The 12780-nt window shown below is 39.5% G+C and carries 12 protein-coding genes; 6 read left to right on the top strand and 6 right to left on the bottom strand.

What is annotated here, in order from left to right:
* Positions 1 to 4: 4 nt before the first annotated feature.
* A complete protein-coding gene (gene nfuA / locus DO88_RS08505) occupies positions 5 to 580 on the bottom strand; it encodes a Fe-S biogenesis protein NfuA (protein WP_002959571.1) in 576 nt (191 codons plus the stop codon).
* Between the two features lie 148 nt (positions 581 to 728).
* Between nfuA and DO88_RS08510 the strand changes: the two genes are divergently transcribed.
* The gene (locus DO88_RS08510) at positions 729 to 3278 is read left to right on the top strand and encodes a M14 metallopeptidase family protein (RefSeq protein WP_033039619.1); all 2550 of its coding nucleotides are present in this window, start codon (positions 729 to 731) and stop codon (positions 3276 to 3278) included.
* Positions 3279 to 3291: 13 nt separating this feature from the next.
* Here the strand turns inward: DO88_RS08510 and DO88_RS08515 are convergent, their stop codons facing one another.
* Complete coding sequence (locus DO88_RS08515; protein WP_033030239.1) at positions 3292 to 3969, bottom strand: ComF family protein; 678 nt, start codon at positions 3967 to 3969, stop codon at positions 3292 to 3294.
* A 74-nt stretch (positions 3970 to 4043) separates the two neighbouring features.
* On the opposite strand from DO88_RS08515, the gene bioH reads away from it, so the two are divergent.
* The 3 genes from bioH to DO88_RS08530 all read left to right on the top strand — a co-directional run bounded on the left by bioH (position 4044) and on the right by DO88_RS08530 (position 6039).
* Positions 4044 to 4781: a pimeloyl-ACP methyl ester esterase BioH gene (gene bioH, locus DO88_RS08520; RefSeq protein ID WP_007376418.1), complete on the top strand. Its 738-nt coding sequence runs from the start codon at positions 4044 to 4046 to the stop codon at positions 4779 to 4781.
* 90 nt (positions 4782 to 4871) lie between these two features.
* The gene (locus DO88_RS08525) at positions 4872 to 5180 is read left to right on the top strand and encodes a hypothetical protein (RefSeq protein WP_007376419.1); all 309 of its coding nucleotides are present in this window, start codon (positions 4872 to 4874) and stop codon (positions 5178 to 5180) included.
* 4 nt (positions 5181 to 5184) lie between these two features.
* Positions 5185 to 6039 (top strand): putative metalloprotease CJM1_0395 family protein, encoded by an 855-nt coding sequence (locus DO88_RS08530; protein ID WP_007376420.1) that lies wholly within the window; start codon positions 5185 to 5187, stop codon positions 6037 to 6039.
* A 72-nt stretch (positions 6040 to 6111) separates the two neighbouring features.
* Here the strand turns inward: DO88_RS08530 and DO88_RS08535 are convergent, their stop codons facing one another.
* The 4 genes from DO88_RS08535 to greB form a co-directional block, all read right to left on the bottom strand.
* Positions 6112 to 8418 carry a Tex family protein gene (locus DO88_RS08535; protein WP_033039592.1) on the bottom strand — a complete coding sequence of 769 codons (2307 nt, stop codon included), beginning with the start codon at positions 8416 to 8418 and terminating at the stop codon, positions 6112 to 6114.
* Positions 8419 to 8585: 167 nt separating this feature from the next.
* Positions 8586 to 9167: a CBS domain-containing protein gene (locus DO88_RS08540; protein WP_007376422.1), complete on the bottom strand. Its 582-nt coding sequence runs from the start codon at positions 9165 to 9167 to the stop codon at positions 8586 to 8588.
* 50 nt (positions 9168 to 9217) lie between these two features.
* On the bottom strand, positions 9218 to 9529 hold the full coding sequence (locus tag DO88_RS08545) for a hypothetical protein (protein ID WP_008138735.1): 312 nt from the start codon (positions 9527 to 9529) through the stop codon (positions 9218 to 9220).
* Positions 9530 to 9645: 116 nt separating this feature from the next.
* Entirely contained in the window at positions 9646 to 10125 is a 480-nt protein-coding gene (gene greB / locus DO88_RS08550) for a transcription elongation factor GreB (protein ID WP_007584978.1), read from the bottom strand.
* Between the two features lie 195 nt (positions 10126 to 10320).
* On the opposite strand from greB, the gene ompR reads away from it, so the two are divergent.
* The gene (gene ompR, locus DO88_RS08555) at positions 10321 to 11040 is read left to right on the top strand and encodes an osmolarity response regulator transcription factor OmpR (RefSeq protein ID WP_007376425.1); all 720 of its coding nucleotides are present in this window, start codon (positions 10321 to 10323) and stop codon (positions 11038 to 11040) included.
* 5 nt (positions 11041 to 11045) lie between these two features.
* Positions 11046 to 12362, top strand: a complete 1317-nt coding sequence (envZ, locus tag DO88_RS08560) for a two-component system sensor histidine kinase EnvZ (RefSeq protein ID WP_007376426.1) — start codon at positions 11046 to 11048, stop codon at positions 12360 to 12362.
* Positions 12363 to 12780 lie beyond the last annotated feature (418 nt).

The following is a 12780-nucleotide window of genomic DNA, read 5'->3' as shown; positions in this document are numbered from 1 at the left end:
ATAATTAATAGTAAGAGTGATCGCCCGCTTCGTGCTCTGTGATATCAGCAACACCGGTGATTTCTTCAAATTTAGCGATCATTTCTTTCTCGATGCCTTCTTTTAGCGTTACATCGATCATAGAGCAACCATTACAACCACCACCAAACTGAAGTATAGCAATGCCTGCAGCTGTTATTTCTACTAGACTTACTTGGCCGCCATGGTTTGCTAGTTGCGGGTTTACTTCAGTTTCAAGCATGTGCTGCACGCGTTCATTTAATGATGCATCATCACCAATTTTACGAGCTTTAGCATTCGGCGCTTTTAGCGTTAATTGAGTGCCCATTTTGTCAGTAACAAAATCGATCTCGGCTTCTTCTAAAAATGGCGCACTTTCTGCATCTACAACAGCATCAAAACCATTGAAATTTAGACGAATATCGCTGGCTTCAACAGCGTCTTCTGGACAATAAGACACACCACATTCCGCTTGTGATGAACCAGGGTTTACAACAAAAACACGAATATTGGTTTGTTGTGATTGATCTGCTAATAGTTTAGCAAAATGCGCTTGCGCTGTTTCGGAAATAGAAATCATAAAAACGGCTTTATACCTGACTAAATTACTCGGATACTGCATATCATACTCCGCTCATCGTGTTGCGGCTAGTGTTGAGCGTAAAAAGTTGGCATCTATTTTAAGCAATGGTAGCGTGCAATTAACAAACATTTTTAGAGTGATTTATATGCGGTTCATGTTAACAATAATGGTGGTACTACTGAGTTTTTCAAGTATGGCAAAGCCACTATCTTATTATTTTGAGCAAGATGTTCAATTTGACCCTACCATTCCCCCCCCTGAAGCAGTGCTAGGTTATCAAGTGGGGGAGTGGCATGTAAGACACGACCAGTTAGTGCGCTATATGGAGGTACTTGCGAAAAAAAGTGACCGCATAAACTTTGAAATTATTGGCCGTACACATGAGCAACGCCCGCTTGTGATGCTAACAATTACTGCCGCCAACAAGTTGCCAAACATAGAGCAAACTCGCCAAGCTCATTTGGCGCGTTTAAGTAACAACAGTGACAAAACTAAAGACCAACCTGCTGTTGTCTGGATGGGTTATAGTGTACACGGCAATGAATCATCGGGCAGCAACGCTTCATTATTGGTAGCCTATTATTTAGCAGCTGCTCAAGGTGCTGAAATAGATGAGCTATTAAATAATACGGTTATTTTACTCGACCCTTCACTTAATCCTGATGGGCTTGCTCGTTTTGCTAATTGGGCCAACAGTAACCGAGGTATGAACTTATCGTCTGATCCTAAGACCCGTGAACATGTTGAAAATTGGCCAAGTAGCCGTACTAACCATTATTGGTTTGATTTAAATCGTGACTGGTTATTACTACAGCATCCTGAATCGCGCGCGCGAATTGCCAAATTTCATCAGTGGAAACCAAATATTTTAACTGACTTTCATGAAATGGGGCCAAATAGCAGTTACTTTTTTCAGCCAGGTATCCCAAGTCGTAAACACCCAATAACACCAGATGAAAATGTAACTTTAACGAAAGCGATTGCCAACTATCATGCAAAAACTTTAGATGAAAATAACGCACTTTATTTTACAGAAGAAAGTTTTGACGATTTTTATTACGGAAAAGGCTCAACTTATCCCGACGTAAATGGTGGTGTAGGCATTTTATTCGAGCAAGCGAGTTCTCGTGGGCATATTCAAGAAACTATAAACGGACCTTTAAGCTTTGCATTTACTATTAAAAATCAGCTATTAACGAGCTTATCAACCTTTAAAGCAGCCATTGATAATCGCCAGGCGTTACTAGATTACCAAGCGAAGTTTTATAATCAGGCAGCTGATTTAGCCAGTGACGAGAGCTTTGAAGGTTATGTTGTTGAAGGCGCGAGCGACAACACCCGTACTAAGCACTTTTTAGAATTACTAAAACAGCATCAAATTAACGCTTACCCACTTACTAAACCATTAAAAGCAAATGGAAAAAGTTTTAGTACTCATAGTTATTTTGTGCCATTAGCGCAACCGCAATACCGTTTAGTAAAAGCTATTTTTAGTGAGCAAAAAAACTTTGCTGATAATACATTCTATGATGTTTCGGGTTGGACTCTAGCGCATGCTTTTAATTTACCGTTTGCAAAAGTTAAAAGCAATTGGGGCTTAGATGTTGCAGATACTGCTTGGAATAAAGCGGTAAAAACATCTTTTTCCGATTTAAAAAATGGTTATGCCTTTGGTTTTGCATGGGACGATTATTTAGCCCCTAAAATGCTCAATACTTTACTTAAACAAGGTATTAAAGCACGCGTTGCATTGAGCTCATTAACTGCTAAATCAACATCGGGGGAAGTAAACTTCGAACCAGGTAGTATTATTATTCCAGCTGGCCTACAAACAAATATCGATTGGGTTGCCCAGCTTAGTAAAGCACAAAGTGAATTTGGTATTGCAATTAAACCAATTACATCAGGTTTAACAAGTAAAGGCGCTGATTTAGGTTCACGATCAATGGCCGTTGTTAGTGCGCCAAAGGTACTGCTTATTGGTGGGCAGGGCGCGAGCCAGTACGAAGTAGGCGAAGTGTGGTATTACCTAGATCGCTTTGTTGGCGCAGCGCCAACAATTGTTGAAATGAACCGCTTTAGCTCACTTGAGCTAAGTGATTACAGCCATATTGTACTTGCTCATGGCAATTACAATAGCTTATCTGACACTGATAAAGTGGCAATTAAAAGCTGGGTAAGAAAAGGTGGTGTTATTTGGGGTCACAAAGGCGGCGCTAAATTTTTAGTTGATCAGCAAATTCTTAAAGCAAGTTATCTATCACGACAAGATGTAGCGAGCGCATTTAATACGACAGGTTTAAGTTATGGCGACAAAGATCATTTAGCTGGACGTCAGCGCATTGCAGGTGCCATTTTTAATACCCATGTAGATTTAACTCACCCACTTAGTTTTTCACTTAATCGTAATAAATTACCGGTATTTAAAAACAGCACATGGTTACTTGAAGCTTCCGATGCGCCGTTCGTAAATGTACTTACCTACACTAAAAAACCATTATTGGCAGGTTTTACTGATGCCGTTAATGTTGAGCAAGTTTCCGGCGGCGCCGGTTTAATTGCACACTCATACGGGCGAGGTACAGTGATAGGTATGACCGACGATCCTGTATTTAGAGGTTACTGGTATGGTACTAGTCGACTGCTAAGCAATGCTTTATTTTTTGGTCACACGTTTCGCGCAAATGGTGGGTAGTATTTTTTAATTACTAAATTGGCGTTAAACAGGTTACAAAAGCCCATACTTGTTTAGCGCCAGCTTGTTTTAATGTATGAGTCGCTGCATTTAATGTAGCGCCCGTTGTCATTACATCATCAACAATAGCGACGGTTTTACCGCGCATATCCTGTGTACAAATAAAGGCATTTTTTAAATTTTTCATACGCTTTGCTTTTGATAGTTTTGACTGAGCCTGTGTTTTTTTGTCGCGAATAAGTACGTTACTCAATGGTAAGTAATTAGTTAAACATGGATACCATACTTGGCTGACTTGATTAAATCCACGCTCCAAAAAACGATTTTTATGCAGTGGTAAAATAACAAAAGCATCAGGTAAGTTTTGGCTCTGAGCAAACAGTTGTACAAGCTGTTTTTTAATGACTTGCTGCAATGCCTTTTTATAATGAATTTGGTTATTAAATTTAAGTTGCTTAAGCCAGTGCTCAAATGGAGGTTGATAAAATGCGCATGCAAATAACATATCAAACTCACAATTGGGAAACATTTCAACAATATCGGGGCGATGAAGTAAATTGGTATGCTCGTTTAAATTAAACAATGGCAAGTCTTCTAAACAATGTTCACACAGTCCTAATGATGCGTTAATAATACACTGGCACTGAACGCAATAAGTAGGAAATAACCAATCAAAAATGGCTTTATTCATTGATTTGAACCGTACATTGCAATCATCTCTTTAATCGTTATTATGAGCTTAAGTTTGGTAAAGGTTAGGCAAATATGCAAAACGAATTAGTGTTATTACATGGTTGGGGAATGAATCAGGGGGTATGGCAGTTGGTTCAGCCAGAGCTTGAATTTTTATATTCAGGGAATGTACGCAGCCTTGACCTACCTGGGTTCGGTAATAGTATTGCTTGCCCAAGCCCTTATACACTCCATGATGCAGCCGCACTTTTGAGTGAACAACTACAACCACAATCAATTTTAATGGGCTGGTCATTAGGAGGCTTATTTGCACTGTATATTGCTAAGCATTGGCCTGAAAAAGTGTCAAAAGTAATATTGGTTGCATCAACGCCATTTTTTGCAGAGCAAATAGATTGGCCTGGTATTAATTCCAAAGTATTAGAACAATTTAAAGACCAACTAGTTAATCATAGAGAAAAAACGATAGAGCGATTTTTAGCAATTCAAGCGATGGGAAGTGAGTCGGCAAGGGATGATATAAAGCAACTTAAACTATTACTAAATCAGTACAGCGCACCAAATACTGAAGCGCTTATGGCAGGTTTGGATATTTTAAAAAACGAAGACTTGCGTGAGTTATTTACTCGTTGCCCGGTCTCTATTAAAGGTATATTCGGGCGTTTAGATGCACTTGTACCTTATAAAGTGATTGCGGAAATATCAGCACTAAATACTGAGTTTGAATATGAAGTGCTTGATAAAGCATCGCACGCCCCATTTATTTCTCATAAGAGAGAGTTTTTATCTGTCGTTAAATCAATGCTTTAAAATTGAGCTGAAAATAGCGCAGTTTAAAGCTTTATTTTGTGCATAACCTGAGCGATAATTAAGCAATGTTAATTTGGTGGAGGTTTTAATATGCCAATCGGATCTGTATTTAATAACGGTGTTGAAGGATTTAATCGTGCTAGCCAAGGTATCGAAAAGGCCAGTGCTGAGATTAATCGTGCCAATATTGAACAGCAAGACGACGCGCAGTTAGCGCAGCAACGTCAGCTTACGGCAGCACGCCCTGAAGAAGCTATTACTGCACCTGTAGCACAGCCTGCTCGTGTTGATGAAGCGCTTGTTAACTTAAAAGTTGAAGAGTTTAATGCCAAGGCAAATACGCAATCAATTCAAACCGCCGATGATGTACTTGGCACGTTAATCGATATTAAAGTTTAGTATTATGAATATTGTCACGCCATTTCCATCTATCAATATAAACACTGCAAATGTTTATACGGAAACTGCACGACGTGACAACCAACTACGCGAAGTCATTCCTGCACCAGCATCAAGTAGCGCAAGTAATACCGAAACTAAAGCCCAAAGTGACGCTGAAAAAGCGAAGTTGCCAGGTGGAAGTGATAGCGTAACATATGATGCAACGGGAAAAACAACAGACGAAAAATCAGTTCAACAACGCGATGAAAACTCAGAAAACCCTGAAGGCTCTGAACAAGAAAACGAAGCAAGTGAGCAACAAGAATTAGAGCAAGAAGAGCTGCAATTAGAGCAAGAACAGCTACAAATTAAAGAGCTAAAGGCTCGAGATACCGAAGTCAGAATACACGAACAAGCGCATGCCTCTGTAGGTGGACAACATGCAGGTTCGCCAAGTTATGAATATCAACGCGGGCCCGATGGTACTAATTACGCAGTTGGCGGAGAAGTACAAATTGATGTATCAGAAATACCCGGCGACCCACAAGCGACGATTGATAAAATGCAAACGGTGCGCGCTGCTGCATTAGCACCTGCTGAGCCTTCGGGAGCTGATCGCTCTATTGCTGCAGATGCTACGCAAAAGCTAGCAGCGGCTCAGGCTGAGCTTGCACAACCTGAAAAAGAAGATGACGAAGACGCAAAAAGTAAACTTGAAGCTTCATTCTCTAGCGATGAAAGCAGCGATACAAAAACAGCTAAAAGTGACGAGCAAACACGTGATGCCGATGTTGAGGCACGTGCAGGGCGTATTGCTAACTTTTATCAAATGGCGACATCGCCAGCGAGCCAAAGTAGTTTTTCAGCGTTAAGTTAATAATCTAGCAAAACATAACCACAAAAAAACCGCTTACGCGGTTTTTTTCGTTTTAGCTTAGCTGTACAACTATTATTTTTTTACTTTAGCATTAGCGAACGCATCGGCAAATGCATTACCCATTAACGCATTACCATTGTCACGTTTAGGCTTTGCAGCACGAGTTTGTGGCTTTTGCGTAGCTGGAGCTGCTGACTTATTACTTGTGTCAATTTCGTCATCTAAGCGCATAGTAAAGCTTATGCGCTTACGTGCAGCGTCTACCTCAACTACTTTAACCTTTACAATATCACCAGCTTTAACTACTTCGCGCGGATCTGATATAAATTTATTCGTGATTGCTGAAATATGCACTAAACCATCTTGGTGAACACCTACATCAACAAACGCACCAAAATTAGCAACGTTTGAAACCACGCCTTCTAAAATCATACCTGGTTTTAAATCACTAATTTTTTCAACACCGGCTTTAAACTCAGCTGTTTTAAATTCAGGACGAGGATCTCGACCTGGTTTATCAAGCTCAGTAATAATGTCGGTAACGGTTGGTAAGCCAAATTTTTCGTCAGTGTAATCGTTAGCAGCAAGTTTAGTTAAAAAGTCGCTGTTACCAATTAGGTTACTGACATCGACGCTATTGCGTTCACAAATACGTTTAACAACAGGATAAGCTTCAGGGTGAACTGATGAGTTATCTAGCGGATCGCTACCATTGTTAATACGTAAAAAACCAGCCGCTTGTTCAAATGCTTTTGGCCCTAAACGCTCAACCTTTTTAAGCTCACTACGTTTAGTAAATGTGCCGTTAGCATCGCGATAATTAACGATATTTTGCGCTAATGTTTTGTTCAAACCAGATACGCGTGTAAGTAGCGGTACCGATGCCATGTTTAAATCTACGCCTACTGAGTTTACACAGTCTTCAACAACGGAGATAAGGCTTTGGCCTAATTGGCTTTGCGATACATCGTGTTGGTATTGGCCAACACCAATTGATTTTGGCTCAATTTTAACAAGTTCAGCAAGAGGATCTTGTAGGCGGCGCGCAATAGAAACAGCGCCTCGTATAGAAACATCTAAATCTGGAAATTCATTAGCTGCAAATTCAGAAGCTGAGTAAACCGATGCACCCGCTTCGCTAACCATAATTTTACTAAGTTTAAGTTCGCTGTTTGCTTTGATAAGTTCAGCAACTAACTTATCTGACTCGCGTGATGCAGTACCGTTACCAATCGCAATTAGCTCAACTTTATGCTGACGACAAAGTTGCTCTAACGTACGCACTGATTTATCCCAATGATTTTGTGGTGCATGAGGGAAAATAGTTTGTGTAGCTAGTAATTTACCTGTGCTATCAACAACGGCAATCTTACAGCCAGTTCGAAGGCCTGGATCAAGACCTAAAGTAGTACGAGGGCCTGCAGGTGCTGCCATTAATAAATCTTTTAAGTTTTTAGCAAATACGTCGATTGCACCAGCTTCTGCTTTTTCGCGCATGGCTGCAAAAAATTCGTTTTCTAAATGCAGCCCTAATTTAATTTTCCACGCCCATTGCACAACGTTTAATAACCAAGGACTTGCCGCTTTATATTTAATATCTAAACGGTAATGCTCAGCAATCATGTTGGCACAAAGTTGCGCTGAATTTTCAGCACTAGGCTCAGGGTTAACATTTAACTGAAGTACACCTTCATTTCGAGCTCTCAGCATTGCAAGTGCGCGATGCGAAGGTACTTTTTTTAGAAGCTCTTGGTGTTCAAAGTAATCACGGTATTTAGTGCCAGCTTGTTCTTGGCCTTTAATAACGGTACTTTGAATTGCGCCATTTTGGCTAATGTGGCTTCTAAATTTAGCAAGTAGTTTTGCGTCTTCAGCAAAGCGCTCCATTAAAATAAACTTAGCACCTTCAAGCACTGCCTTTATATCAGCAAAGCCTTTTTCGATATTTATAAACTGTTCAGCTTGTTGTTCAGGATCAAGGTTAGCATTTTTAAACAGTGCATCAGCAAGTGGCTCTAATCCGGCCTCAATTGCTATTTGGCCTTTAGTACGGCGCTTCGCTTTATACGGGAGATATAAATCTTCAAGTTCAGTTTTGCTTTGCGCAGTACTAATATCTGCCTTTAACTCTGCTGTTAATTTATTTTGAGATTCGATGGTTGATAAAATAAAGCTGCGGCGTTCTTCTAGTTCACGTAAATATGATAAACGCTGTTCTAAAAGTCGTAATTGGGTGTCATCTAAGCCACCGGTTACTTCCTTTCTATAACGAGCAATAAAAGGCACAGTAGCACCTTCATCAAGTAACTTTGTTGCAGCAACAACTTGCTGTTGTTGTGCATTTAGCTCACCGGCTAAACGTGCAGAGATATCGCTCATGCAAAAACCTTTTTAAACAAAAATAAGACCAGTTAGTAAGTTAACTGATACGACTAATTGCTTGAATAATATCACACGAGGTTGTAATAAAAAGCTCTTAAAGCAAGCTATTTTCCTTGCTTTAAGATGGTTGGCTTGATTGGGTAATTATAGCGTTAAAAGAGCCCCTAGTGAGGGTGCTCTATGTTTTCTAATACTTCACTGAATGAATTAGCTATGGGGGTAATATGCAGAGGGATATGTAGCGCTTTAGTAATTTGACGTGCTGAGATTAAACCGCAAATTTCATTGTCAGTTGTAGTCACTAATAAAAACATCACCCCTTGATGCTCCATTGTTTGCAACGCATCACCAATACATGCGTAGCTTAAGCTTTGCATACTTACACTCATTAACTGACTTATTGGTGTCATTATGTGGCGTAAGCTAACTTCATTACGCGGTGTATTTAAACGCTGGGCAATAATCGTGATTTTTGAGCTTTGTAAATCAGCACTTGAAACTATTCCAATTAATTTTTGGTTGTCGTCCGTTACTAAGACAAAATCAGATTGTTGAGCGCTAATCTGTTTTAGTGCTGCTTCAATTGTTGTTTCATACTGGGCGCGGACAGGTGTTTTTTGAGTGAAATTATTTACCACTTTTAATGCCGGAGAGGCTAAATCAATTAATGGTTGGTCATCTGCAAATGTGCTTGCAATAACGCCGTGAGAAATGCTTTGAGTACGTAATTCTTTAAAGTTAGACATAGTAGTCACCTTAGTCGTTATAAAATTTAATTAAGTTGTAAAATAATGAATTAAATTAAATAGCTAGGTGGTCCGCGTTGGTATGCAGTGCTAAAAGGTCTGTTTAGATTAGTGCTCTTATAAAAAGAATCTACGACATTAGGAAGTGGTTGAGGCGACCTAAAGGTAATAGTATTAACGTGAGAGTCTACGTCAAAATCGAGGTTTGCCTGGTCAGGAATGTCACAAGCAATAAAGTGATTAGATAGTTTAGCGTTATCAAGGTTTACGTCAGTGTTGCTGGCATGCAGCGTCAAACTTACACTCATTAAAAGTGCAAACAATACGGCATTATTTAATATGCGCTGTACTATGTTTGACATAACCACGACCTTAATTAACTGCTTTCAAATTAAACAAATCAACTTGAATAATTCATTTATAGCTTATTGACCTAATTTACACAATCAAAAGTTAACATGATCTGAATCAAAACTTTTTATTTCTTTTTTTGGTAATCAATACTGTTTACATACCATTGCTTTTTACCCTGAGGAGTAGGTACTTCAAAGTCGTCATCTACTTGCTTTTTAATCAATGCACGCGCCATAGGTGAGTCTATTGATATGTAATCTTTTCGGTCGTAAATTTCATCAGGTCCGACAATTCTGAATTTTTTAGTTTCACCTTCTTCGTTTTCAATTTCGACCCATGCACCAAAAAACACTTTTCCATCTTGAACGGGAGAGTAGTCGATGATTTTTAAATCAGGTATGCGTTTGCGTAAATAGCGTACACGACGGTCAATTTGGCGTAGCAAACGCTTGTTATATTGATAGTCAGCGTTCTCAGAGCGATCTCCGAGACTGGCCGCCCAGCTGACTATTTTTGTTACTTCTGGGCGTTTAACGTTCCATAGTTGGTCGTGTTCTTGTTGTAATTGTAAGTAACCTTCGCGGGTAACTAAATTTGTTTTCATGGCCAATTCTTTATTAACTCTAATGGTGTGCACGTTATTAAATTTGCCAAAACTTGTCGAGCGTAAAATGTAATAAAGTACGAGCAAGTAAGCTTTGAAATGTTCAGTAACAATCTAAGCAAGTAATTAGTTTTTGATTATTAAGTTTTTCATTTATATTAACTAGTAATTGGATATAAAAATAAGAAAGAGATAATGGGACACGAAACCACAAAAGTATTAGTTGTTGATGACGATATGCGCTTACGCAGTTTGCTTGAACGTTACTTAGTAGAGCAAGGTTTTATTGTTAGAACCGCAGGAAATTCGGAGCAAATGGACAGGCTCCTTGAACGTGAAAATTTTCATCTAATGGTTCTCGATTTAATGCTTCCAGGTGAAGATGGATTGTCAATTTGTCGCAGGTTACGCCAAAAAGAAAATGAAATCCCTATTGTTATGCTCACCGCTAAAGGCGACGAAGTAGACCGTATTATTGGTCTTGAACTTGGCGCTGACGATTACATTCCAAAACCATTTAATCCACGTGAGCTACTTGCTCGCATAAAAGCAATTTTGCGCCGCCGCGCAAAAGAAGTGCCAGGTGCTCCAGCTGCTGAAGAAAATTTGATCGCTTTTGGTAAATTTACGCTTAATTTAGCAACGCGCGAAATGAGTGAAGGGGACAAAACAATATCGCTTACCAGTGGTGAGTTTGCCGTGCTTAAAGCGCTTGTTTCGCATCCACGAGAGCCACTTAGCCGCGATAAGCTAATGAACTTAGCGCGTGGGCGTGATTACAGTGCGCTTGAGCGAAGTATTGATGTGCAAGTGTCGCGACTTCGACGCATGATTGAAATTGATGCTGCCAATCCGCGTTATATTCAAACCGTATGGGGTTTGGGGTATGTATTTGTTCCTGATGGTGAAAAGTAATTTATATGGGATTTTTTCCGCGTAGTGCGTTTGGACAAACGGTTTTTTTGGTAGCCGCATTATTACTAATAAACCAAATAGTGTCTTACGTTACAGTAAGCTTATACGTTGTAAAGCCTACAATTGAGCAAGTAAATTTAATGCTCGCAAAGCAAATAAAAACCGTATTTATAGATTGGGAAGACGGCATTGAGATAAACGACGAGGTTTCAGAAAAGTTTTTTGAAATCACTGGAATTGAAGTAATGACTCAACGTGAGGCAATGCGTAATGGGCTAGGGCAAACTCGTGAGTATTCAGGGTTATCGCGCAGTATGACGAAACAGTTAAATGGCTTCTCGCGTGTGCGCATTAGCCAAACTGGTCCACTCATATATTGGGTCGAAGCCCCTCAAGCCCCAGGTTACTGGGTTAAAGTACCGTTAACTGGTTTCCAAGAGAATAATTTAGAATTTTTAACTTTTTATTTATCAAGCATCGGATTTTTAAGTGTGTTAGGTGGGTGGTTGTTTGCAAGGCACCTCAATAGGCCGCTTAAAGCGTTACAACAAGCCGCAATAAAAGTTGGTAAAGGTGATTTTACTACCAAGTTAGCAGAGGAGGGTTCAACAGAAGTGATAGAAGTAACGCGCGCGTTTAATCAGATGTCGCGGGGTATTGCTGCACTTGAGAATGACCGCCGTTTATTAATGGCTGGTGTGTCACATGATTTACGCACGCCGCTTACACGCATTCGTTTAGCGACTGAAATGATGGCTGAAGCTGATGAGTACTTACGCGAAGGTATCATTTACGATATTGAAGACATGAACGGTATTATCGACCAGTTTATCGAGTACTTACGCCATCATAAGCGTGAAGAACTAACCTGTGAAAATATAAATGCACTGGTGGCTGAAGTTATTCATTCGGAGCTAAAGCATCAACGTGTAATTACGTTTAAAGAGAACCCAAGTATTGGTAATATACCGCTAAGCTCTGTGGCTATTAAGCGTGTAATAACAAACATGATTGGTAATGCGCTGCGTTATTCACAAGATGATATAGAAGTACTTAGTTATTTTAGTCCAAATAAAAAATATGTCGTTATTGCAGTAAACGATAATGGCCCCGGCATTCCTGAAAGTGAGTTAGAGTCTGTGTTCGAACCATTTAAGCAAGGTGATGCTGCTCGAGGGAGCGAAGGCAGTGGTTTAGGGCTGGCAATTATCAAGCGTATAGTAGATATGCACGATGGAAAAGTGATGCTTGAAAATCGTCCCGAAGGCGGGCTAAGTGCGCAAATATACTTGCCTATAAAAGTAACTAACCAAGCTGTTTAAAGCGAATAGCTGTGTAGTTACTAACTGTAAACTAAGTGTTTAATACCAAATGGACTTACAAGGTATAAGCCATATGATTACCTCCACATATTTCAAAATACATGTGCTATGTACGGTCAGGCATTAATCGTTTTTATTAGGGTATTGTATACAGCTTTTTCGTAGAGCTTTTTATAATGGAGCAAAATAGAGTGTTTGTATCGCTTCTTAGCATGCTTTTGAGCTGTTACATCATTAATACATTAATACCAATTCGTAATAATCTTTGAGCAATTTGAGAGCTTAAACTTGACGCTAACTGTGTTAAATATTTCTTATATAGAACAACTAAATAACGAATTTTTGCCTTATTATCGACACTGTTTTCTTACCTCAAAATAGCTTACTTAATTAAGCAGATTGGTATTACGAAGATTAA

This window comes from Pseudoalteromonas sp. S3431, from assembly GCF_000690035.1.
GTDB classification, from domain to species: domain Bacteria; phylum Pseudomonadota; class Gammaproteobacteria; order Enterobacterales; family Alteromonadaceae; genus Pseudoalteromonas; species Pseudoalteromonas fuliginea.
This window is presented reverse-complemented; position numbering and strand designations above follow the sequence as displayed.